The following is a 24600-nucleotide window of genomic DNA, read 5'->3' as shown; positions in this document are numbered from 1 at the left end:
ATGGGACCAGCGTCAGGATCGGGATTCGCGGATGATCTGGCGAATCGCCCCGACAAACGTTTCGACCGACTGGCCACCGCTGACCGCGTACTGCCCGTTGAACACGATGGTCGGCACCGACGTCACGCCACGGGACACCCACAGTTGTTCCTGCTCGCGCACCTCGGCGACGTATTCATCGCTCGCGAGAATCGCCGCGGCGCGTTGCGGGTCCAGGCCGACGCTCTCGGCGATACGCACCAACGTCGCGTGATCGGACGGGTCCTGGCCATCGCTGAAATAGGCTTTGAACAGCGCTTCCTTGAGGTTGTACTGCAAGCCTTCCAACCCGGCCCAATGCAGCAGGCGATGGGCATCGAAGGTGTTGTAGATGCGGCTCTGGCCGTCGGTGCGGAACGCAAAGCCCAACTCGGCGCCCATGTCGCGGATGCGCGCACGGGTGGCCTGGGACTCTTCGGCGCTGGAGCCGTATTTCTCGGTGATGTGCTCGACGATGTTCTGGCCCTCGGCGGGTATGCCAGGGTTCAGTTCGAACGGCTGGAAGTGGATCTCGGCCTGCACCTCGCTGCCGAGCTGGTCGAGGGCTTCGGTCAGGCCGCGCAGGCCGATGACACACCAGGGGCAGGACACATCGCTGACGAAATCGATTTTCAGGGCAGTACTCATGGTAGGCAACCTCGCTGGCATTAATGCGCCGCAAAAGCTGCACGATACACCAATGTCACAACACCTTCGCCGAGACCGGCGGCTCGATCTGCGCCCAATGGGTGGCGTCTTCGCGATGGGCTTGCAGGTACGGCAACACCGCCGCCAGCAACGGCGCCTTGAACGCTTCCTGGAAACGATGGGCCAGGCCCGGAATCAGCTTCAACTGACTCCCCTGGATATGCGCGGCCAGGTGTACGCCGTGCATCACCGGCAACAACGGGTCGGCGGTGCCATGCACCACCAGGGTCGGCACGCGCAATTGGTTGAGCAACGGCACGCGGCTCGGTTCGGCGAGGATCGCCATGATCTGGCGCTTCACGCCCTCGGGGTTGAACGCACGGTCGTAGGACAGCGCGGCCTGATGCAGCAACACCTGGCGGTCATCCTTGACATACGGGCTGCCCAGCGCGGCCAGCAGATCGGCCTGTTGCTCCAGGGCCACTGCGCGATTGGGTGCGCTGCGCCGCGACAACAATTGCACCAGCGCCGCATTCGGCGCCGGCAGGCCTTCGGCGCCGGAGCTGGTCATGATCAGCGTCAGGCTTTCCACCCGCTGCGGTGCCATCGCGGCCAGGTGCTGGGCAATCATGCCGCCCATGCTCGCCCCGAGGACATGGAATTGCCGGACCTGCAACGCATCCATCAAGCCCAGGGCGTCATCGGCCATGTCGGTCAGCGTGTACGGTGCCGCCACGGGCAGGCCGAGTTTGTAGCGCAACACTTCAAACGTCAGGTTGGCGCTGGCCGGAGCCTGGCGCCAGGTGGACAGGCCGACATCGCGATTGTCGTAGCGGATCACCCGAAAACCTTGCTGGCACAGGGCGACGACAACCTCGTCAGGCCAGTGGATCAGTTGCCCGCCCAGGCCCATCACCAGCAACAAGGCCGGATCGGACGCACGGCCGATGCTCTGGTAGGCGATGCTCACCTGAGCCAGATCGACCGTTTGGGTCGGGACATTGACATCACATCGAGACGCCGCAAAAGACGGCAGGCCGAACAGTAGAGCGGCCAGTAACAGCAACACGCGCATGAAAAACACCGAAACACAGAACCCCAGTAGAGCGCGAGTCTGATGAAGTTTGTTCAAGCGCGCTGCCACAGTTGCGTGACAGTTTAATGAATGTCGCTCAACGGTCGGCTCACTAACTATCTATCCCTGCGCGCCTCGTTCTCCACCTTTAAATAGGGCTCCGACCGGTAAAGCACCGTTCTGCCCCTATTTTTCGAGTGCCGTCACATGACCGATACATCCAACCCGCTCTCCCCCCTTGCCGTGCGCGATTTCCCGCCGTTTTCCCACGCGCAGGTTCGCCCCGTGAACGAAAGCCTGTTGCTGGAAGCCACGACCCGCTGGCACGCCAGCCGCGAACAGATGCTCCGGCTCAGCACCGATGCGCCCAGTGTCCACGCCTCGCTCAACGCGTTCATCAACGAGCAACTGGACCTGGACGGCGACAGCGTGCAGTTGCACTTTGCCGCCTCCGATGAAAGACCGGCGCGCTCCATCACACTGACCCAGGCCAGTGCCTTCGTTCATCAATTTCCCGCCTACGCCGCGCTTTACCAGCATTGCCGGGTGGTCGGCCTGCCGGAAGGCAAAACCCAGTACGCAGCGCAGCCGTTCGAGCTGGTTAAACCCTTTACCCAGCTCAACGTGGAACAGGCCCTGCGAACCGCGTGGGTCCGCTACTGGTGGTTCACGCGCGCGCCTGGCACTGCGGTCTCGCGTCGCGATCACGCGGTTGCGCAGTACAGCAGCCATCTCCAAGCCGCCGCGCAGTTGGCCTGCGCCTCGGGGGCGATCACGGCCGATCAATTGAAACCGTTGCTCACGGTCCTCGACCCGCCAAGCGGCGCGTTGCAGCTCGACGGTCAGAAGATCTACGCCGAGCAACTGCTGCTCAAACGCACCGGGTTGGCCGATGCCGAGATACCCGGTGCGCTGGTCATTACCCTGGATGCCGAGGTCGTCCTCCAGCTGTTGTACCTGCCCTCTGAAGAACCGGCGCTGAACCTGTTCAACAGCCGCGTCGGCATGGAGCAGTGGTTGCTCGATCACCCCACGCTGTTCCCCGGCGTGACGGCCATCACGCGAGACAACCTGATCGACTACCGCGAGGTCGACGAGCCCTTGCAAGCCGGCGTGACGCACCTGTTGGAACATCGCCTCAAAGAAAAGCAGGCCAGCTTGAAATACCCCCACGGCCGCGACCTCGCCGAACATGGACACAGAGCGCTGGAAGCAGCCGATCAGGTGGACCGGCAACAGCGCAGCCAGGGGGTTTTCGCCTTGCCGCCGGCATCCGCGCTCGCTCCCGCTGAGGACGACGCGCCCCTCGACAGCGCGCCCATAGTCTTCGCCGGACTGACCGCCGACCTGCCCCTGACCCAGCGCCGCCACGCGCTGTCGCGGCAACAACAGCCGCTCTTCGGTACCGTGCAGGCGCCTGCCATATTGCCGCCGCCGAGCGATGAGCAACAGGCCACGTTGCGCAGCCAACTCAACCGCTTGCACGAGGCGCAACAGCAAGCCCACGAAGCGGCCAGCGCGCTATGGAATCAACCCCAGAACCAGCTATTGGAGCTGTCCCAACAGGCCAACCCCGACTACCACCGCTTGCTCCAGGCACGGCTGAAAGGGCTGCTTGCCGAAGCCAGCCTGCAGCGCCAACTCAACCAGATCAGCCCGGCCGGGTACGCCATGCTCCTGGCCGCGCTTGACCCGCTCAACGCGCCAGACCCCGAACTCAAAGTGTCGGTGGCGACCTTGACGCTGTCGATCCGCGAGCGCAGCAACGACGCAATCAACACCCAGCGCAAAGAACTGGACGGCGTGCTGCTGATCACCCTGGAAGCGGCGCTGCTCGATGCGTCAACGCCTCAGGACCTGTTGTTGTACTGGCCGGGCAGCCAGGGCGGGCTGCAGCACTTCGCTTCGCGCCAGGCGCTTGAACAGTGGCTCGGCGTAACGCCCTCGGACGCGGCGTCGCTGGAACTGGCCCTGCTCAATCAGACCCCGTTCGAGTACAGCCTCACCGTGCAACTCGACGACTGGGTCGCCCAGATCGAAGCGATGCTTCGCCGCGCCCCGGACGACACCGAGCGCCAAGCCCGGGAGCTGCAACCCATGCGCGTGCAAGCGATCCAGGAACTGGGCGTATCGACCAACACCGCGCGCGAACTGGCCTATGCGCAGCTTCTGGAGCAGCAGCAGAGCGGCGCACTGGCGGCGCAACTGCCGGTCTGGCTCGGCCAGGTTTCAGCGGCCGACAGGGCCGAACTCAAGGCCCTGCTGGAGCGCTACATCGTGGCGTTGCAACGCGCCGATGAAGTATTGAACCTGAAGCTGCCGCTGATCAGCAGTTTTTGCACAAAACGCCTGCACGCAAGGCTGTCCCGGGACTTCTCGCTCAAACAACCGTTCAGCGTTCAGCTCGACGTTCCCGAATCGGTCACGCATCAACAGCATTTCGTCGGAGCCCCCGGCGCGCCGGGCACTCCGACCAAGACGGTGCAGGTCCCCAGCGCCACCCGGGTCAAAATGAGCCTGGATGAGCTGGCGCTGAGCAACATCGATACGCCGATCGCCGAGCGCTTGACGTTCATGAAGGTCGAGGTCAGCAGCCAGGACGCCACGGAAGGCCAGGCACTCACCGCCGGGCTCAGCGCCAACTACCTGCGCAAGCTGGTGCCGGAACTGGACCTGGCCCAAGCGTATGAAGACCTGATCGTCGAGGCTTACCAAGGCTCGGATCGCGAAACGGACTTCAGCCGTGACTATCGCCTCGAATGCTTGCTCGAACCTCAGCGCCTGATGCTTACGCTCCAGGGGCGCCTGGCGTTCCTGCAAAAGCACATCACGGCCACCGAACTGAACACCTTCAACATCGCCGTGAATGCCAGCACGGCCGAAGCCTGGCGCGCCGATGGCAATGACATTGAGTTGCTCCCCGCCCACCTCAGTGTCGGCGGGCCAGACACCCAGGACGGCTCAAGCACGTTGTCCGGCGTCACCTTCATCCGTCAGAAAAACTCCGGGCTCACCCTGCTCTATCTGCCCGAGAGCCCGGACGGCCACTACCTGCGCAGCTACGCCAACCTTGAAGCCGCGCGGCTGGCGCTGTACCGCCTGTGCCTGAGCAGCACGATGGTCAATTACCTGGCCGGCCGCGCCTTGCTGGGCAACGTGGCCAACCACGTCAGCCGGATCAATCAAGCGGTGCTCCGGCATTTCGACGCGCTGATCGGCGTCGGCCGCCCCTGGCCCGTCACCACGTCGCTGGCCGGCCATTTGCTCAACGCGCAAATGGGCCGCGTCAAGGAGGCCCACCGCGCCAGTTCCCGTTCCAACAGCGACCTGTACCTGGAACGCTATGCCATCAAAGGCGTGCAGGCCTTCAGCTATATCAAGATGGCGCTCGGCGTGGTCCCCGTGGTGGGTACGGTGATCGGCCTTTACGACGGCTGGGTCAGCGCCAATGACGCGGTAGATGCATTTCGACGCGGCGATCATGCCCAAGGCATGCACGACATCACCCAGGTCCTGCAATCAATGATCGACGCCGGCGTGGATGTGGCCGGCGGGGTGCTGATCACGCCCAATGCAGCGCGCACGCGCACGCTTGGGCGCCAGTTGCGCAATGCCTTCAAGGGCGGCCGCTACCTGCAACCGCCCATGAGCCGCAAGGCGCGCCGCATCGCCGAGCGCTTCAGCGGGTATGAGTACGACAAGGAGATCGCCCTGGCCCATCTGACCCCGGCTAGCCACGGTATTTATCGCAACATCTACCGCCATGCCGACGGCCACTTCATCGTGCGGCAGGGCAACGTCTATCAGGTCGAACTGCAGAACGGCCATTGGCGCTTGAGCGGCAACGCGCTGAAAACCTACAAACAACCGATTGCCCTGGATGACGCCGGCCAATGGGACACCCACTTCGGCGTCTACGGCACCGCGCAACCGGCGGGCCTGGCGGGCGGCGGCGGCGTGCTCGGGCACCTGGCGGACACCCTCGAGCCGCTCTGGCCGATGGCGATTCGACAACGGCTGCCGATCTGGTGGACCGATCATGTCCTGCGCCGCCAACTGGCGCTCAGCAATGCGCTCAATACGCTGAGCAGTCGGCTCGACGCTCAACTGGCCGCGACCAGCAACCTGCAACACCTGTCCAACCAAAGCGACTTCGCCACCCGCAAGACATTGCAGCCAACCCTTGATCAGGCCTACACCCAGGACATCGAGCTGGCGATTCAGCAGGCCAACGCCATTCAGGACGTGATCGCCTTCACCCCCAACAGAGAGCACCTGGCCCTCCAAGGCTTGCAAAGCCGCGCTGCCTTGATTGTCACCAGCAGAGCCGTGGAGCGCCTGAAAGTCGCCGCGGCCGCGCTGCAGGAATTGACCGGGCAATTCGCTGATATCCAGGTGCCGCCAGCACGCCCCGCCGCCATTCTGCAGTTTCTGCAAACCCGCAAAGGTCTCAGCCAGAAAATCGTGCAGGAACTCGACCGGATCGACCGCGTCTTCCTGGTCATGAACGAATGGAGCAGCCAGATCAACCTGGCAGCGCTGGAGGCCGATATGCGCCTCCAAGGCAGAAGCACGCGCAGGACCGCGCAACAGATCGACGCGGACCTGCAAAATACGCGCACGCTGGTGGGCGAGGCTCGCGATGACGCGGCGCGCTGGAACGAGCTCTACGATGAAGGGTTTCGCACGCACCTGCGCACCGTCCACAGCATCGATACGTTCAACCGCTACGATCACGTCAGCGATCCTTCCTGGTTGTATTTGCAAAGTGAGGTCAATCGCGTCTATCTCGACGCTCACCTGGCCCTGAACACGCATTTCGCACTGACCAAGACGCCCACCACCGTCAGCCAGCGCACGCGGATCCTCAACGAATGTATCGATGCCTACGCGCGGTTCAGCCTCAGCGTTAAAACCTTGAGCGCAGGCTACCCGCAACATTTTGACCTGGATAACCTGGACGCCTTGCTGAACAACCTCGAGCGCATGATTCAACTGGCCCGCCACCGTATCGGCACAACACCTCGCCTGCGGCGCCCGCAGCCCGATGCCCCCCAAGGGACGGTGTTTGAAAGCGAAGAGAACCGGCTGCTGATCGGCATAAAAAGCACCGACCCTCGCACCAACACCACGCGCTACACCATCGACAACCTCAGCGGCCACACCGAGACCTGGGAGCAACGCCCGGACGGTCGGGCCCAGCGCCAACCGGCGCCGCCCGTGGAGTTCCCGGCGGAGGCGAACGTGAAGTCGGTGATGGTGAGCGAAGCCCAGAACCGCCTGCGCGCCGTACCGGCGTACCAGGCCAAAGTCGACGCCTATGCCCGCCAGGGCATGTTGCCGGTGGACCTTGAACACATGCTGGTCAGCGAAGCCGCCGAACTCACCTTGCGCGCAAACCGCATCGCGCGCCTTGACCCCGAGGAGCCGAGCCTCCAGCCATTGCGCACGACCGCCAGCGAACTGACCGCCGCCGGCCGCGCCTTGCGCACCCGACAATCGTTGGCCAGCCGCAAACCCACCGACGGCATGCTCGATGACCTGGTCAGGCATCACGTGGTCGAGGTGCGTCGCACCGCGTCGATGAGCGAACTGGCGAGGCGTGCCAACGGACATCGCGACTTCATGCAGGAATATGAAGTCTGGGACCTGACCGCCACCCCGCCGCGCCCGTTGTGGTACGCGCACTTTCATTACAACCGCCGCACGGCGATCTTCGACGAGTTCGAAAAGGCCCACCTGAAACTGCCGGAGCATCGTTACTTGACCCATGCCGACGACCCGTCGCTGCCGTTCTCGGACATCGGCAGGCAGTCCGCTGCATTGCCGCATATCCGGCCGCTATGGGTTGCCCAATAACCGCGCCGGCCTGCGGCTGTCAGCGGAGCGCTTCGGTCACAGCGTCAGAAACAGTTTTTCATCCAGCGGCGGGCCGATCCGCGCCCTGACGATCTGTTCCACCACGCGGTTATTGCCCGCCTCGGCCACCAGGTCTTTCTGGGTCTTGGTGCGCTGCGACGGGATCTTCAGGTGCGCCGCCGTGTAGAGATTGCGCGGCGAACCTTTGGCCGGGTAGTGGAAATGGGCATACCACAAGACGTCGACCTTGCCTTTTTCACGCACGGCGTACTCGGTGAAGACATCGCCGCTTTTGGTCGCGATGTCTCGCTGGACCAGGTTGATGTCGACGAACCCGTGCTTCCACAGGTAGTCGATGTTTTCCGGTTTGGGGGGTAGGAGCTTGTAGCCATCGGCGCAATGTTGGCGGGCCTTGGCAAGCAGTTCGTCCGCCGCCGTGCGCCACTGTTTGACCCATTGTTCGGTTTCGGGATTGCTGCCGTGACGGGTTTCGGCCAGCAAGGCGGTCGCCTGAAGCCGCTCGGCCTGGGCTTGCAGCATGTCGTTCCAGTCCAGCGGGTTGATGCCCTCCCGGCGTTGCGGGTCGTTGAGTTTGCGTTTCTGGAACGCGATCGTGCGTTCAATGCCGGCGCTTTCTTCGAGCAGTTTCCTGGCGTCGGACTTGAGCGTTGACAGCGACTTTGGCGATGACGCGGGCCGTGCGGGTTGCGCGGGAACGATCTTCACCCACTCGCCCTCGCTCGCGTGTTCGCTGTAACTGGCGACCGACCGGCCGGATTGCGGGTCCAGCACATCGATGATCACGCCGGAGCCTGCCGCCTGGGGGCGCGCGGTGCCGATCAGGGTTTCCTTGTCGCGGGTCTTGAACGTGCGCTGGCCCGCCGGTTTTTGCCGTTGATCGATACGCACGACAGCGGCAGGCACCAGCGCTTGTTCCTCGCGCATCACTTCGGCCAGGTCGGTTTGGGCATCGTTGATCACATCGCGCAGGCGTTCGGCAAACAGCTGCTGATACTCGGCTCGCTGAAGGCCGGGATTCGTGTCCTGTATCGCCAGGCTGTCGCTGAGCACGCGCTGGTAGGTGCCGATGACGGTTTCCAGCGTCGCCTTGCGTTCGCTCAAGCTGTAACCGGTGTACTGCCGCAGGTCCAGGTGAGCGTTGTAGACGGGGATCAGGTTGGTTGAACTCAAGCGCTGCAGGTAAAACGACTCCACTGGGTCGCTCGTTCGCGCATAGCGATCGAGGCTCAGTTCTTTGAGGTTGGTCAGGCTGGTCAGCTTCATGCGCAGGGCCGTAATCGCAGGTGGCTGTCGCTCTTGCTGCTTGAGGAAGTGCGCGGCCTTGGTTTTGCCGAACGACGAATCGTCCGTCCATTTCTCCAGCTCGGCGGCGGAGGCCAGGGCGGCTTCCCGCACGCTTTCCAAGTCGCGGTAAACCCTGGCGAAGTTGTCCATCAGCTCGATATACGTGCTTTTGGAGCCGGTCCTTGCCTCGCTCACCACCTCCGCCATCGAGCGTCCGCTGGGGACGTGTTGATTGCTGTCTTCGGCCAGCGTGGTGTAGAACTGTTCGATTTCACGGTAGTTGTCGAGCACCGTCTCATAGAGATTGGAGCGCGCCTGTTTTTCTTCGGAAAGATCATCCACTGCGCCGAGTTTTTTCGGCACCAGATGGTCAATGGCGGTCTGAGCCGCCGCACTGTGTACCTCAGTGCGTTGCTTGAGTTGCACGAGTTGCTGGTCGATGGTCTGCCTGAGGTTCTTCGTGAGTTCCAACTGCGCCAGGTAAGGTGCGATAAAGCGCTGTTGATGCTCCCCGGTGGTGGACAGCCCCCACAGCGTGCGCAGTTTTTTACGGCCGTTGTAGTAGTCGGTAATGCTCGCAATCACTTGATTACGCGAGTCTGCCCTCGGTCCATCCAATACAAGTGCAGCCTCGACGGCCTGACTGAACGCTTCCCCTCGCGCCTGTTGTGCCTGCCTGTTTTGTTTGACCCGCTCGGCGACGCCGCTCTTGCGCGGCATGCCACCGCGCAGCCGGGGGCGACTGTCGAAACTCCAGCGCCCCTGTGCGTCACGCCTGATCGGCGGGCCGGTACGCGCGCGGTTGTTCGCGTCGATGATGAACACCCCGTCGAGGTCGTTGGCCACCCGGAACCACTGCTTGTCGATGTTGGCGTACAGCCCGCCCTGGCTCAGGTACAGGCCCTGTTTTGGCCCCTCGGCAATCGCCGCACCGACATCGACCGGCGCGGCTACCCGGAATGACTCGATCTGCGCGAGCTGGCCGGGGCTCAGGCGGCGCGGGCTGGAGAACGCAAAATCCAGCATGCTCGCATGACCGCCGACGACGCTGGCAGAAGGCTCCACACTGCCTTGGCGGATGCTCGCGCGATGGACGCCCGGCGTCTGGCCCGGGGCGCGGCGCAGCGGGCCATCGTTTGGCGCGATGGCTTTGAGAGCGTCGAGCGTCAGCGGCGGCTGCGCGGCGTCGGCGGGCGCGGAATGGGTCAAGACCATGCCCATATTGAGCAACAGGTCCACCACGCTGGCCGTGCTGTCGCCCTGGGCGGCGGGGTTGGACAGTCTGCGGATATCGTCCTCGCTGCCGGCCAACTGCAACAACCACCCCGCCATCGCCCCAGGCCCACGCAACACGGGTAACAGGGTGTTGAACAACAACCCGCCCAGTTCCTTGAAGGAAGCCCAGCGGCTCTGCGCGTCCGATACAGATTGCCCCTGGGCCAGGTTCACCAGGCTGTGGGTGTTGCTCTGGTACAGGTGCTGCATCAGGCGCCCTTGCTCCAGGTCCTGGCGTAATGTGCTGGCGGCGTCATAGCCGTCCACGGCGAGTGTCGTCGGTGCCGGTTGGGCGGGCGCGTCGAACTCGTTGAAGACGCTGTAGCGGGCAATGTTGGGAATCTTGAAGCCGCCGTTGCCGTACACCGCGCGCGTCCTGTCGTCGGGCAACCAGGCCAGCACGCTTTGCTGCAAGGGGCCGGGCTGTTGCACCGCCTCCAGCAGCGCTTGGCGCGTGGCAAATTCCTGCAATACCGGGGACAACAGCGGCCGGTAGAGAAGGTGCGGGCCGACAGCCGCATTCGCTGGCTCGATGACGAACATGTTCTGGACCACATCGGGTGTCGCGCCGGGCTTGCGGATAAACGCCAGGGGCCGCATGACGATGTCTTGCCCGTCGACCTGTTTCGCTCCAGCGCCGGGCGTCAGCAGCGCCTCCACATACCGGTAACCGTGCGCGGTGATGCCCGCTTCGCCCTTGAGCTTGAGTTCCAGCGCCTGCATCGCCAGTTGGCGCGGGACTTGTTGGGCGAACAAGGCGCTGCGCCGACGTGACTCATCGCTGTCACCCAGCAGGTGGGTTTGCAGCAACGCAGGATAGTGTTTGCCGATGTCCACCTGACTGACGATGTCTTTCAAGCGCTGCGGCATTGCCGGGTCGCTGATCGGTTGACCGAAGTGGCGCACTTCGATTTCGCCCTTGGGCAGCCCGGCCAGATTGCGCAAGGCCATGTCGGTCAGGCTCATCGTGACGCGCTCGATGTAGCCGCTGCCCAACGTGCCGACCGGTACCTTGAAGGTGACGTCGAGGTGGTCCGCGAGCAGCCCGGTGTTCTGCAACTGCGCTTGCAGCTGTTGCTGGGTATAGGTGCGAATATCGGGGATGTCCGAAAAAAAATTACGCCCCTGGTTGCGTTGGACATCGCTGGCCAGTTCGAGGGCGTGGCGATGGTAGGCAAGGCGATCGGCCGGGTCGGCGTTGCGCATCCACTGCGGCAGTTTTTCCTGCAGCCGTGCCAGTTCCGCGGAATCTGCGGCATAGGCGCCGACAAACCACGGGCTCGGATCGCTGAGCACGCTGAAGCGCTGCTCCAGAGCCTGAAGGCTGCCGGCTGGCGGGAGTTCGATGCTGTCTATCGCCTGCAACTGGTTGTTCAGAATGATGCCCGCTTGCGCATCGAAGATATTCGCGTCCGGCTCCTGGCGTTTCCAGGTCAAGTGGTCGAAGACGAAGTCGTTTTCCAGCGTCTCGCCCCAGGCCTTGCCGAAGGCTTCCAGCGAGTCGTAAGGGGTAATCTGGCCGTTGGCCGCGGCATGCAGAACCTGGGTGCTGGCGCCGATCTGACGGGTGATCAAAAGATCCGGGCTGAGCTGGGTGGAGGCACCGCCACCGTAGCGGACGCTGGTGTCGAGCACGAAGACCCGCGCCGCGTCGTCGCCGTTGGCACTCACGCGTTGCGCACGCTCGGGCCAGGTGACCACCTGGTCAAGGGTGGCGCGTTGCGCATTGGTAAGGCCGGGCTGTTTCAGCGCCGCACTGCGCAGGTTGTCGCTGAGCGTGCCGCTGAGCCACAACCAGCGGTTGTCCGCCCCGACAGCATTTTGTCCCCAGTAACGGGTCAAGGCTCGCGCAAACGCGTCTTTGAGGCTGGGCCGAAGGCTGCGGATCGCCAGTTCGATGGCCGACATGTCGATGTCTTCGCGCCGGTTGCCTGAAGCGTCGGGGACTCTGAGGGTGGTGCCGGTTCCCTGTTTGACCAGTTTCTGCGGCCATGAATGTTTGTCGGTGAAATCGATATCGGCCCCGGCGGCCAGGTGGTTGAGCGCGACATCCAGCAGCGGGGTCAAGCGGTATTGAACCGGGTTTTCCGCGATCGGTTCTGCCACCGAGGTCCGCGCCACGTCGAATTCCAGCGCTGGATACAGGCTGTTGATCGCCTCGCCGAGCATGTCCCTGACAACCGAGCGCACGTCGGGCCGCGTCGCGAACTGGCTGCTGACGGCGTGGGCGGCGAGGTGGCTGGCGCGGGGCCGGGGTTGCACCTCGGCGATGGCGCCGGCACGGCTCAGGGAGGTGGACGCGGGTGCAGGGGGCGAAGGGGTTGGATTGGCCGGCGGTACAGCGGGGTACAGACGAGGGATGAAGGGCATTGCAGCGGTGCTAGCGGTCATGGGGCACATCCTTGGCGGGGCAATACGGTGTCGTCCCAACGACGCATGGAGCGCTCTTCGGGACGAATGTCGCGGCAAAAATACCCACTCATCCCTACGGTGAAACAAGAAATGCGTAATTGACTATGTCCACACACGCGGGGCCCGCCGGGGCTCCGGGCCAGCGCCGTTTCGCAATGTATGGCGGGATATGAACCTCGTGCGCCGGCTGGCAGGTCGACAGCCCGCGCAACATGAGACAAACTCACCCTATTCGAATTGCTCATCAATATTGCTCATGGAGGCCACGGTGCTGGAAATCCGCCACCTGAAAACCCTGCACGCCTTGCGCGAGGCCGACAGCCTGGTCGAAGCCGCCGAACGCCTGCACTTGACCCAATCCGCCCTGTCCCACCAGTTCAAAGAACTGGAGGAGCGGTTGGGCATGCCGTTGTTCGTGCGCAAGACCAAACCGGTGCGTTTCACCAGCGCCGGCCTGCGCCTGCTGCAACTGGCAGACGCCACCCTGCCCCTGCTGCGCGGCGCCGAGCGTGACATTGCGCGCCTGGCCGGTGGCACCGCCGGGCGCCTGCACATGGCTATCGAATGCCACAGCTGCTTCCAGTGGCTGATGCCGACCATCGACCAGTTCCGCGATGCCTGGCCCGAGGTCGAGCTGGACCTGGCGTCCGGTTTCGCCTTCGCCCCGCTGCCGGCCCTGGCCCGTGGCGACCTGGATCTGGTGGTCACTTCCGACCCGCTGGAGCTGCCGGGCATCACGTATGTGCCGCTGTTCACCTACGAAGCCATGCTGGCCGTGGCCAACCAGCACCCCCTGGCGAACAAGTCGTACATCGTGCCGCAAGACCTGCTCAGCGAAACCCTGATCACCTACCCGGTGGAGCGCGACCGCCTGGATATTTTCACCCGTTTCCTCGAACCCGCCGATGTCGAACCGGCCCAGGTACGCACCTCGGAGCTGACGGTGATGATGATGCAACTGGTCGCCAGCGGTCGTGGCGTTTGCGGCATGCCGCATTGGGCGCTGCATGAATACAGCTCGCGCGGTTACGTCAAGGCCAAGCGCCTGGGTGAGAAAGGCCTGTTTGCAACGCTGTATGCGGGGATTCGTGCAGACATGCTGGACGCGCCGTACATGCGCGACTTCCTGCTGACGGCCAAGGACACGTCGTTTTCCACACTGGATGGGGTCAGCGCCGTGCGTTGAGGGGCACGGCTCAGTCCTTGGAACCCGCCAATCAGGCGGTGGTGGTCAGCGATTTGCGATAAAACGGCAGGATCAGCTCACGCGTCAAGGGCGCCAGGTGCAGGCCGCCGTCTCCGGCCGGGTCGATCCAGCGCACTTCTTCGATCTCGGCGGCCGGGGTCACCGGCACGTCGATCCGTACCTGGAACAGTTCGGCTTGCACCGTAAAACCTGGCTCGTTGGCGGCCGGGGCCGAGAAACGGCCGAGGTAGACCGCCTGGCTCGGCTCGATGTGCAAGTTCAGCTCTTCGTGCAGCTCACGGGCCAGCGCTTCGACCGGTTGTTCGCCGGCATCGATCTTGCCGCCCGGTTGCATGAATGCCTGGGTGCCGCGCTTGCGCACCAGCAACGTCTGGCCGTCGCCGCCGATCAGGAGCGCGGCGGCGATACGGATAGTGGTTGGCATGGACAAAATCACCTTGAATGCAAAGACACAATGATCCCATGAAGCGCCTCAGCTCAAAAGATGCGGCTCTTCCGGTTCGCGGATAAACACGCTGTACTTGGCGCCCTCCATGGCTTCAAACGCGATCAGCTTGTCCACCAGCGGCAAGTTGAGCACTTTGCCGGCATTGAGCAGCAACATGCCGTTATCGGCGTTGAGGTTGCGCGCCAGGATCATGCCGTCGGCCAGTTCGCGGGTGCTCAGCACTTTGACACTCGGGTCGCCCAGGGTCACGTCGTTGAGGAATGTGGCACAGGCCAGGACGAAGTCTTCGACCATGTCCGGATCATAGAGCCGCCCCGCGTACTTGCGGATGTACAACAGCGCTTCATCGCTGTTCATCTGCCGTTCCAGGATCAGGCCCTTCTGCAGTTCGATGAAGTCCACCGCCAGTTTGAGCAAGCGCGCGCCTAAGGGAATCGTTTCACCCTTGAGGTGATCGGGAAACCCGGTGCCGTCCCACCGTTCCTGGTGGTGGCGGATCAGCCGTGCGGCGTCCTTCATCGGCTCGAGCGTCATCAGCAACGACTCGCTCTGCGCCGGGTATGCGCGATAGCGTTCGCGGTCGTTGCTGTGCAGCAGTTCCGACGGGACGGCCATCATGCCGTCGCTCCAGCTCAATTTGCCGATGTTGTAGAGCGCGGCGGCCATGGTCAGGTCACGGGCGCTGGCTTCGTCCAGCGCCTGGGCTTTGCAGTACACGCGGATCAGCTCGATCAACTGGCGGTTGGTCTGCTTCTGCTTGGGCAGGCGCAGGTTGGCCAGCAGCGAAAACACTTCGGTGCCGGTCACATAGCTGCGCTTGAGCTCGTCGTAGGCCAGGTCGAGCATGTCGGCGGTTTGCTGCAGCTCGCTGGTGCGCGCTTCGACGCGCTTTTCCAGGGTGGCGTTGAGGGCCTTCAACTGCTCGTTCTGATCGCGGGTCAACTGCTCAAGACGCACGCGCTCGCGTTCGGAATGCTGGTGTTCGAGGGACTGGCGCAACGTCAGGAGCATTTCCTCGTCGTTCCAGGGCTTGCTGATATAGCGGTGGATCTGACCTTCGTTGATCGCCTTGATCATCATGGTCATGTCGGCATAGCCGGTCAGCAGGATGCGCGTGGTGGCCGGGTACAGGCGGTGGGTCTCGGCCAGCAGCATCGCCCCGTCCATCGCGGGCATGCGCGCGTCGGTCATGAGCAGGTCGACGGGCTCGGCAGCCATGATTTCCAGGGCCTGGGCACCACTGCTGGCCAGCAGCACATCATAAGGCTGGCCCCGCAGCAGGCGGCGCAGGCTGTTGAGGATCGATTCTTCATCGTCGACCAGCAAAATAGTAGGTCTGTAAGGGGACGTCGTAGCAGTTTGTTCATCCATGGCGACACCTCCTGGCGATGGTACTCGGTTGCTTCATTGCGCCCTGGCGTGATCGATCGCTGTACTTGCATAAGCAATGAGCGCTAGATGCACGCTGGGGTAACTGAGGGTGATTTGACGCCAACTGGCGTACTTATTCAAGGGACCCGGCTATGCTAGTAGCATGAAGCCATGACTGTTCCCTGTTTATTGAAGCATTCAAGGTAAGGAAGCCCGATGCGTAAGAATCTTCAGTTGCCTGCGTCCCGGTGTCAGCCATGAATCCGTGCTCAGGAAGGGCCAATCGACGGGTGCTGATCGTCGATGACGCGGCCTCCATCCACGAGGATTTCCGCAAGATCCTGTGCGCCGATACCACAGGCGGCCAGTCCCTGGACAGCATCGAAGAAACCCTGTTCGGCACCGCCCCCACCGTGCGCCAGACTTTTGTGCTGGACTCTGCCTATCAGGGCCAGGAAGCCCTCGCCCTGGTCAACCAGGCCGTGGCCGACAACGCGCCCTACGCCCTGGTGTTCATCGATATGCGTATGCCGCCGGGCTGGGACGGCCTGGAAACCATCGAACAACTGTGGAACGTCGACCCGAACCTGCAGATCGCCCTGTGTACGGCCTACTCGGACTATTCCTTCGAAGCCATCGAAGCGCGCATCCAATACAGCGACCAGTTGCTGATCCTGAAAAAGCCGTTCGACAACCTGGAAATCCGCCAGATGGCCAGCGCGCTGACCTGGAAATGGCAGCTGGCCCAGGATGCCGCGCTCAAACTGATGGGGTTGGAGCGCACGGTCGAAGAACGCGTGCAGGAACTGCTGAAGGTCTCACACCTGCTGCAATACGATGCCCTGACCGAACTGCCCAACAGCACCCTGCTGGGCGACCGGCTGACGCAGGCCATTGCCGTCTGCAGGCGCCATGACACCCAGTTGGCCGTGATGTTTATCGGCCTGGACCGCTTCAAGCGCATCAACAATGCCCTGGGCTATCCAGTCGGCGATGAAATGCTCAAGCAGGTCAGCCAAAGCCTGGTGGCCACGGTGCGCGCGTCGGATTCGGTGTTTCGCTACGGCTCCGACCAGTTCGTGCTGATCCTCAACGACATCAAGCATCCCCAGCAAACCCAGTACATTGCCGAAAAACTGCTCGGCGCCATCAGCACGACACACTATGTGGCTGGGCATGACTTGAGTGTCACCGCAAGCCTGGGCATCAGCATTTACCCCAACGACAGTTTCAGCGCGGTGGAGCTGATCAAGAACGCCGAAACCGCCATGCACACCAGCAAAGCCCATGGCCCCAACGACTTCAGTTTCTTCGTCAACGAGATGAACCTGCGCGCCCAGGCCCAGCAGAGCCTGGAAAGCGCGATCCGGCAGGGCTTGCAGCGCGATGAGTTCATTTTGCACTACCAACCGAAACTGGATTTGAGCAGCGGGCGGATCGTCGGCGCCGAAGCCCTGATTCGCTGGCACCAGCCCGATCACGGCTGGATCTACCCGTCAGCCTTCATTCCCGTGGCCGAAGACAGCGGCCTGATCGTGCCCTTGAGCCAATGGGTGTTGCGCCAAGCTTGCGAGCAAGCACAAGCCTGGCGCGCCGCCGGCCTGCCTGCACTGTGTATCTCGGTGAATATTTCGGCGATTGATTTTCGCCAGCGCAATTTTGTCGCCAACCTGGCGGCCATTCTGCAACGCACCGGCCTGACGCCCAGTTTGCTTGAACTGGAAATCACCGAGAGCGTACTGATGCAAAACGTCGAAGACACGCTCGTCACCCTGCAAGACATCAAAGCCTTGGGCGTGCGGCTGTCGATCGACGATTTCGGCACCGGCTATTCCAGCCTCAGTTACTTGCGCCGGTTTCCCATCGATGTGTTGAAGATCGATCAATCCTTCGTGCGCGGCCTGGGCGAAAACAGCCAGGACGCACAACTGATCAGTGCCATCATCAGCCTGGGCAAGAGCCTGGACTTGGACATCATTGCTGAAGGCGTCGAAACGCTTGAGCAATTGGCGTTCCTCAGAGCCCACCGTTGTGAGGAGGGCCAGGGTTTCCTGTTCAGCAAAGCCGTGGCGGCCGCTGAATTCGCCCAATTGATGCAAGCCGGGCAACGCAGCCTGATGCCCCCCCAGTGACTGTCTATTCAAGGAACGAACGCTTGATCCGTCCCCTCACCCGCTCTCCTCGCCCGTCACCCTGGGCACTCGGCCTTGCCGTCGCCCTCGGGGTTGGCGCCGCCCTGCCCGCGGCGGCCGCGCCACTGGATGAGCCGCTCAAACCACTGCCGCCGGTGCCGCTGCTGGATGTGGCAACAGTTGAGCTGGGCCGCCAGTTGTTCAACGAGAAACGCCTGTCGGTCAATGACAGCCTGTCCTGTGCCAGTTGCCACCAGCTGGCAACGGGCGGGGGCGATGACAAGCCGTTTTCCTTGGGCTTTGATGGCAAGCCGGTCAAACTCAACACACCCACGGTGTTCAACGCCAGCCTGAATTTCAAGCAGTTCTGGGACGGTCGGGTGGATACCCTCGAGGCCCAGATCGAACAAGTGGTCATCAGCCCGGTGGAAATGGGCAGCGACTGGAAAACCGTGGTCGACAACCTCACCGCCATGCCGCAGTACCAGGCCGCCTTCAGTCAGGTGTACCCCGACGGCGTGACGGCGGCCAACGTGCAAAATGCCCTGGCGACGTATGAACGCACACTGCTCACGCCCAACTCCCGCTTCGACCAATACCTGCTGGGCAATACCGATATCCTCACGATCGAAGAAAAATACGGCTACCAACGCTTCAAGGAATATGGCTGCATCGCCTGCCATCAAGGCATGAATATCGGCGGCAACATGTTCCAGAAGTTCGGCGTGATGGATGATTATTTCAAGGGCCGCACGCCCGCCGAGACCGACCTGGGCCGCTATCTGGTGACCCACGACGAAGAAGACCGTAACGTGTTCAAGGTGCCCAGCCTGCGCAATGTCGCCGTCACCGCGCCGTATTTTCACAACGCCTCGGCCAAGACCCTCGAAGAAGCCGTGGATGTGATGTTCAGATTCCAACTGGGGCGCGTGCCCTCCGCGGAAGACAAGGACCAGATCATCAAGTTTCTCAAGACCCTGACCGGCCAATGGGCGGGCAAACCTTTATGAGCAGACGGTCATGAGACTCTCCCGCCACTACGTCATCCAACTACTACTGGGCACCGCGACCCTGCTGCTGGCATCGATACTGGTGTTCCTGTACATCAAATCAAGTACTGACCAGACCAGCCGTTACACCGAATCCCGCGACCTGATCCGCCAGATGCAGCAGCTCAACGCCCAGTGGGACAGTGAGGTGCTCAAGGCCAGAATCGCCCTGACCCACAATTACGACCCCCTGGTGACGCCGCTGACGCAGATCACAAGAATCTGGGAGGAACTGCGCCAGCACGAGTCGTATCACGCGCCCAAAGACCTGCCCGGCTGGCAAGCCAGCCTGGATGCCGGTCAGGCGGCGATCCAGGACAAAGCGCGGCTGGTCGACCAGTTCAAGTCCCATAACGCCGTGCTGCGCAACTCCCTGGCGTTCCTGCCGACCGCTGAAAACGATATCCAGGCCGCGTTCACACGGCTCGACGACGAACAGCGGCTGCCGCTGCAAAGCGTGGCCACCGACACCTATGACCTGCTGCTCAGCAGCATGGAATTCGCCCAGGTTGCCAGCGACGACCGCGCGGCCGAGATTCTGTTGGGCCTGAACCTGCTGGCGGTGAACAAAGAACGCTTGCCGGCCGACTTCCACCTGCCGGTGGAGATTCTCAGCAACCACGTCGCGCTGATCCTGCGCGAACAGCCGCTGGTCAACACCTTGTTGGAACGCATCGCCGCGGTTCCCGTGGCCGAACGCCTGGACGAACTGACCACCCACCTCAACCAGGATCAGCAGGCCGCCGACCTGATCGACCAGAAGTATCACAACTACTTGCTGGTGTTCTCCACCCTGCTGGTGGCATTGCTGCTGTACCTGGCCATCAGGCTGTTGCGCAGTTTCACCGTGATCAACCGCGTCAACCGCGCCCTGCACACCGCCAATGCCAGCCTGGAACAGCGCGTGGAAAAACGCACGCGCCAGCTCAGGGATGCGCAAAGCGAACTGCTCGACAGCGCCCGCCAGGCCGGCATGGCGGAAATCGCAACCAATGTGCTGCACAACGTGGGCAACGTACTCAACAGCGTGAACATCTCCGCCGACCTGGTCGCGCGTAAGCTGCGCACCAGCAAAGCACTGGGGTTGGGCAAGGCCATGCAGTTGATCAACGAACACCCCGATGACCTGGGCACTTACCTGCGCGAAGACGAAAAAGGCAAACTGCTGCCGGGCTACCTCAACCAATTGGTGGAAGCCATTGCCGTCGAGCAACAGGGCCTGACCGACGAGCTGGCGCAATTGAGCAAAAGCGTCGACCACATCAAGGACATCGTCTCCACCCAGCAATCCTACGCCGGCGTTTCCAGCGTGCTGGAGCCCTTGCAGGTCAGCGCCCTGATGGACGACGCGCTGCGCATGAATTCCGGCGCGCTGAATCGCCATCATGTGACGGTGGTCAAGGAATACGCCGACGTACCGCAGATCATGGCCGACAAACACCGGCTGCTGCTGATCATGGTCAACCTGATCAGCAACGCCAAGTACGCCATGTCCAACCTGACCGACCGGCCTCGGCAGATTACGTTGTCGATCCAGACGGTAGAGGACAACATCCTGCAAATCAGCGTCAAAGACGAAGGTGAAGGCATCCCCGCCGAAAACATGACGCGGATCTTCACCCACGGCTTCACCACTCGCAAGGAAGGTCATGGCTTCGGTCTGCACAGCTGCGCCCTGGCGGCGATTGAAATGAATGGCCGGCTTACCGCCTATAGCGATGGTCCGGGCAAAGGCGCGCTGTTCACCTTGCAAATCCCCCTCAACGATGCTGCAGGCCCCGCATGAACCAACCACCGAACCGGCGCATTCTGCTGATCGACGACACGCCCTCGATTCACGAAGATTTCCGCAAGATCCTCAAGCCGCCCCTGGAACAGAACCAGGCCCTGGACGCGATGGAAGCCGCGCTGTTCGGCACCAGCGACAAACAGCCGCAAAGCCCGCTGTTCGAGCTGGACTCCGCCTACGGTGGGCAGGAAGGTTTACAACTGCTCGAGGCGGCCATGGCGGCGCAACTGCCCTACGCCCTGGCCTTCGTCGACATGCGTATGCCCCAGGGCTGGGACGGCGCGCAAACCATCGAAGAACTGTGGAAGGTCGACCCGAACCTGCAGGTGGTGGTGTGTACGGCGTACTCGGATTATTCCTGGGAAGAGCTGCTGTTTCGCCTGCGTGCCCATGACCGGCTGCTGATCCTGAAAAAGCCGTTCGACAATATCGAAGTCCAGCAAATGGCCAACACCCTGACCGCCAAATGGGACATGGCCCGCCGCGCGTCCTTGCAAACCAGCCACCTGGAGCTGTTGGTGGAACAGCGTACCCAAGCGCTGACCCAGGCCAGCCAGGCCCTGCAACAGGAGATCGACGAACGCAAACAGCTCGAAAGCCAGTTGGTGCAATCGGAAAAACTGGCGTCCCTGGGGCAACTGGCCGCGGGCGTGGCGCACGAGATCAACAACCCGGTAGGGTTCATTTCCTCCAACCTCGGCACCCTCGAAGGCTATTTCAAACAGCTGCAGCAGATGCTCGATGCCTACCGCCAGGCCGAAGCCGCGATCGGCGATGATCAGCTCCAAGCCCTGCGCCAACGCCTGGACCTGGACTTTCTCAGGGAAGATATTCCGACGCTGATTCACGAATCCAAGGAAGGCATTGGCCGTGTGGCGCAGATCGTCAAGGACTTGAAAGACTTTTCCCGAGTGGACACCGACCAGACCTGGCAGTGGGCCAACCTGCAACAAGGCATCGATTCGACCCTGAACATCGTCGCCAGCGAGCTCAAGTACAAAGCCGACGTCATCAAGCACTATGCGCCCTTGCCGGAAATCGAATGCCTGGCCTCGCAGCTCAACCAAGTGGTGATGAACCTGGTGATCAACGCAGCGCAAGCCATCGGGCCGGAGCGCGGCACCATAACCATCAGCAACGGCGTGGACGGCGAGAACATCTGGCTGGAAATCGCGGACAACGGCTGCGGGATTGCCCCGGACGCCCAGCTGAAAATCTTCGATCCGTTCTTCACCACCAAGCCGGTGGGCGAAGGCACGGGGTTGGGGCTGTCACTTTCCTACGGCATCGTCAAGAAACACCATGGCGAAATCTCCGTCAGCAGCGAACTGGGCAAAGGCACCACGTTCCGGGTAGTGCTGCCCATTCGCCAAACAGCGGTGTAGGCCCGTTCGAAAAAGCATCACGCAACGGTTGGATCAACGCCCGAACTTTCCATCGAGTTCGAATAGGACCCGATACGAGCTCATGCGCAATGCGCAACTCTCTCGACTTCTTTGTAAATCTGGGCGCCTTTGGCAATTTCCGCAGTGCGCAGATCATAGGCGGTCTGCAGGTTCAGCCAGAACTGTGCAGATGTCTCCAACGCGACTGCCAGGCGTAATGCAACGTCCGCACTGATGCTCCGACGCATCAATACAATGTCATTCACCGTAGGGGCGGAAACATGCAGCGCCCTTGCGAGAGCGGCTGCGGTCAGGCCCAGCGGTTCCAGGTACTCTTCCTTGAGTATTTCCCCAGGATGTACAGGTCGCATGCCATTCTTAAACATCATTCACCTCAGTGGTAATCCACAATTTCAACATTTTCAGGGCCGTGAGGCCCCCAAATGAAACAGACCCGGAATTGACCATTGATTCGGATACTGTGTTGCCCCTCTCTGTCACCGTATAACGGTTCCAGCCTATTCCCGGGCGGTGAGCGCAAGTCAGCGAGTTCAACCGCCGCATCCAGCATGCTCAGCTTTCGTTCCACCACGGAAACGACAGCGGACCAACGTCGGGTTCGACCGGTTTCAAACAGTTTTTGGGTTTCGGCGCATTTAAAGCTTCTGATCATCGCTTAATGCTTAACGTTATTCGTTAACGAGCAACTCTACATGGATTGTCGATATATTCAACCGACAGTTGAATAGGCGCTGAGGGAGGGCGACGAGCGGTCAGTGCCGCCGTCAAAAAAAGCCGCTCCAGACACTGGAACGGCCTTAGAGGTAAGGCCGGAACGCCTCACGCCAACTGTCTATATCGGGCCAGTCCGCCGTGTCTATGCGACCCAAGCGAATGCACCTACAGGTTGTTCAGGGTTTCCTTACTGGCGCAGAATGCCGCACCGACCAGAAGAGTCCGATCCCAAGGTAACCGTATGAGCCTGTCCTTGCTAAGCCGCTACGCGGTGTTTGCCGTATGCGTGATGTTCACCCTCGCCAGCCTGCCCTTTGTCGAACATGAATGGTTATGGCCCATGACCCTGGTCACCGGCGTCCTCAGCCTGCTCGGCCTCTTCGACCTGCTGCAAAGCCGCCACGCGATACGCCGCAACTACCCGATCCTGGGCAATATCCGTTACCTGGTCGAGGGCATTCGCCCGGAGATCCGCCAGTACCTGCTGGAGTCCGACAGCGACGCCCTGCCCTTTTCCCGGGCGCAACGCTCATTGGTCTACTCGCGCGCCAAGAACGAAACCGCCGACAAACCCTTCGGTACCTTGATCGACGTGTACCAGTCGGGCTTCGAGTTCATCAGCCACTCCATGCGCCCCGCGCCGTTGACTGACCCGAGCTCGTTTCGCGTGATGGTCGGCGGCCCGCAATGCAAGCGGCCGTACTCGGCCTCGGTATTCAATATCTCGGCCATGAGCTTCGGCTCTCTGAGCGCCAACGCGATCCGCGCGCTCAACCAGGGCGCCAAGCTGGGTAACTTCGCCCACGACACCGGCGAAGGCAGCATCAGCCCCTACCACCGCGAAAACGGCGGCGACCTGACCTGGGAACTGGGCAGCGGCTACTTCGGCTGCCGTACCCGCGACGGCCATTTCGACCCGGAACGCTTCGCGGTGCAGGCCCAGAACCCGCAAGTACGCATGATTGAAATCAAGATGAGCCAGGGCGCCAAGCCTGGCCATGGCGGGATTCTGCCCAAGCACAAAGTCACCCAGGAAATCGCCGAGACACGCGGCATCCTGATGGGCGAAGATTGCGTCTCGCCGTCGCGCCACAGCGCGTTTTCCACGCCTATCGAGTTGATGCACTTCATCGCCCAATTGCGTGAGTTGTCCGGCGGCAAGCCGGTGGGCTTCAAGTTCTGCCTCGGTCATCCGTGGGAATTCATGGGCATCGCCAAGGCCATGCTCGAAACCGGCATCCTCCCCGACTTTATCGTGGTCGACGGCAAGGAGGGCGGCACCGGCGCCGCGCCCGTGGAGTTCACCGACCACATCGGCGTGCCGCTGCGCGACGGCCTGCTGTTCGTCCACAACACCCTGGTGGGCTTGAACCTACGCGACAAGATCAAACTCGGTGCCAGCGGCAAGATCGTCAGCGCCTTCGACATCGCCAGCGTCCTGGCCATCGGCGCCGACTGGGCCAACTCGGCGCGCGGCTTCATGTTCGCCATCGGCTGCATCCAGTCGCAAAGCTGTCACACCAACAAATGCCCGACCGGCGTCGCCACCCAGGACCCACTGCGCCAACGCGCCCTGGTCGTGCCGGACAAGGCCCAGCGCGTGTTCAACTTCCACCGCAACACCCTCAAGGCCCTGGCCGAAATGCTCGCGGCAGCGGGCCTGGAACACCCGTCGCAATTGTCGGCCAAGCATTTGGTGCGACGCATGTCGGCGACCGAGATCAAGCTGTTCTCACAGCTGCATGTGTTCCTCAAGCCTGGGGAATTGCTGACCGGGGAAGTGAACGGCGAGTTTTATTCGCGCATGTGGCAGATGGCGCGGGCGGATAGTTTTGAGCCCAGTGAAGTAAAAGTGGCTTGAGCACAATCCTGCCTCCTCCCCATACGAACAC

General features: G+C 62.1%; 14 protein-coding genes. 7 read left to right on the top strand and 7 right to left on the bottom strand.

The annotated features are described in order from the left end of the window. Positions 1–12 precede the first annotated feature (12 nt). Positions 13–666 carry a DsbA family oxidoreductase gene (locus tag ACP7E3_RS09760; RefSeq protein WP_426122978.1) on the bottom strand — a complete coding sequence of 218 codons (654 nt, stop codon included), beginning with the start codon at positions 664–666 and terminating at the stop codon, positions 13–15. Positions 667–721: 55 nt separating this feature from the next. Further along, a complete protein-coding gene (locus tag ACP7E3_RS09755) occupies positions 722–1741 on the bottom strand; it encodes an alpha/beta fold hydrolase (protein WP_079442944.1) in 1020 nt (339 codons plus the stop codon). Between the two features lie 207 nt (positions 1742–1948). On the opposite strand from ACP7E3_RS09755, the gene ACP7E3_RS09750 reads away from it, so the two are divergent. Beyond that, complete coding sequence (locus tag ACP7E3_RS09750; protein ID WP_426122975.1) at positions 1949–7600, top strand: dermonecrotic toxin domain-containing protein; 5652 nt, start codon at positions 1949–1951, stop codon at positions 7598–7600. A 36-nt stretch (positions 7601–7636) separates the two neighbouring features. On the opposite strand, the gene ACP7E3_RS09745 is transcribed toward ACP7E3_RS09750, so the two are convergent. Next, the gene (locus ACP7E3_RS09745) at positions 7637–12571 is read right to left on the bottom strand and encodes a dermonecrotic toxin domain-containing protein (RefSeq protein ID WP_426122973.1); all 4935 of its coding nucleotides are present in this window, start codon (positions 12569–12571) and stop codon (positions 7637–7639) included. Between the two features lie 289 nt (positions 12572–12860). Here ACP7E3_RS09745 and metR point away from each other — a divergent pair, with 289 nt between their 5' ends. Then, positions 12861–13778, top strand: coding sequence for a transcriptional regulator MetR (metR, locus tag ACP7E3_RS09740; RefSeq protein WP_017844590.1), 918 nt, complete (start codon positions 12861–12863; stop codon positions 13776–13778). 31 nt (positions 13779–13809) lie between these two features. Here metR and ACP7E3_RS09735 read toward each other — a convergent pair whose 3' ends face one another. Both ACP7E3_RS09735 and ACP7E3_RS09730 read right to left on the bottom strand, forming a co-directional pair. Further along, positions 13810–14223 carry an NUDIX hydrolase gene (locus ACP7E3_RS09735; RefSeq protein ID WP_057004335.1) on the bottom strand — a complete coding sequence of 138 codons (414 nt, stop codon included), beginning with the start codon at positions 14221–14223 and terminating at the stop codon, positions 13810–13812. Between the two features lie 48 nt (positions 14224–14271). Beyond that, entirely contained in the window at positions 14272–15618 is a 1347-nt protein-coding gene (locus ACP7E3_RS09730) for an HD domain-containing phosphohydrolase (RefSeq protein ID WP_079442941.1), read from the bottom strand. Positions 15619–15875: 257 nt separating this feature from the next. On the opposite strand from ACP7E3_RS09730, the gene ACP7E3_RS09725 reads away from it, so the two are divergent. From ACP7E3_RS09725 to ACP7E3_RS09710, 4 genes are read left to right on the top strand one after another with little or no spacing between them, the layout of a single operon-like run. Next, positions 15876–17750, top strand: coding sequence for a putative bifunctional diguanylate cyclase/phosphodiesterase (locus ACP7E3_RS09725; RefSeq protein WP_079442940.1), 1875 nt, complete (start codon positions 15876–15878; stop codon positions 17748–17750). A gap of 23 nt (positions 17751–17773) precedes the next feature. Further along, positions 17774–18760, top strand: coding sequence for a cytochrome-c peroxidase (locus tag ACP7E3_RS09720; RefSeq protein WP_108525880.1), 987 nt, complete (start codon positions 17774–17776; stop codon positions 18758–18760). Positions 18761–18770: 10 nt separating this feature from the next. Next, the gene (locus ACP7E3_RS09715) at positions 18771–20585 is read left to right on the top strand and encodes a DAHL domain-containing protein (protein ID WP_046384560.1); all 1815 of its coding nucleotides are present in this window, start codon (positions 18771–18773) and stop codon (positions 20583–20585) included. Next, positions 20582–21973, top strand: a complete 1392-nt coding sequence (locus ACP7E3_RS09710; protein ID WP_046384561.1) for an ATP-binding protein — start codon at positions 20582–20584, stop codon at positions 21971–21973. The genes ACP7E3_RS09715 and ACP7E3_RS09710 overlap by 4 nt, the downstream gene beginning before the upstream one ends. An 80-nt stretch (positions 21974–22053) precedes the next feature. Here ACP7E3_RS09710 and ACP7E3_RS09705 read toward each other — a convergent pair whose 3' ends face one another. Both ACP7E3_RS09705 and ACP7E3_RS09700 read right to left on the bottom strand, forming a co-directional pair. Continuing rightward, the gene (locus tag ACP7E3_RS09705) at positions 22054–22359 is read right to left on the bottom strand and encodes a HigA family addiction module antitoxin (RefSeq protein WP_017844583.1); all 306 of its coding nucleotides are present in this window, start codon (positions 22357–22359) and stop codon (positions 22054–22056) included. An 8-nt stretch (positions 22360–22367) separates the two neighbouring features. Beyond that, positions 22368–22646 carry a type II toxin-antitoxin system RelE/ParE family toxin gene (locus tag ACP7E3_RS09700; RefSeq protein ID WP_082107797.1) on the bottom strand — a complete coding sequence of 93 codons (279 nt, stop codon included), beginning with the start codon at positions 22644–22646 and terminating at the stop codon, positions 22368–22370. A gap of 303 nt (positions 22647–22949) precedes the next feature. On the opposite strand from ACP7E3_RS09700, the gene ACP7E3_RS09695 reads away from it, so the two are divergent. Then, on the top strand, positions 22950–24569 hold the full coding sequence (locus ACP7E3_RS09695) for an FMN-binding glutamate synthase family protein (protein ID WP_046384562.1): 1620 nt from the start codon (positions 22950–22952) through the stop codon (positions 24567–24569). Positions 24570–24600: the final 31 nt, after the last annotated feature.

It is taken from the genome of Pseudomonas sp. PSPC2-3, from assembly GCF_049898265.1.
In the GTDB taxonomy this organism is placed as follows: Bacteria; Pseudomonadota; Gammaproteobacteria; order Pseudomonadales; family Pseudomonadaceae; genus Aquipseudomonas; species Aquipseudomonas veronii.
This window is presented reverse-complemented; position numbering and strand designations above follow the sequence as displayed.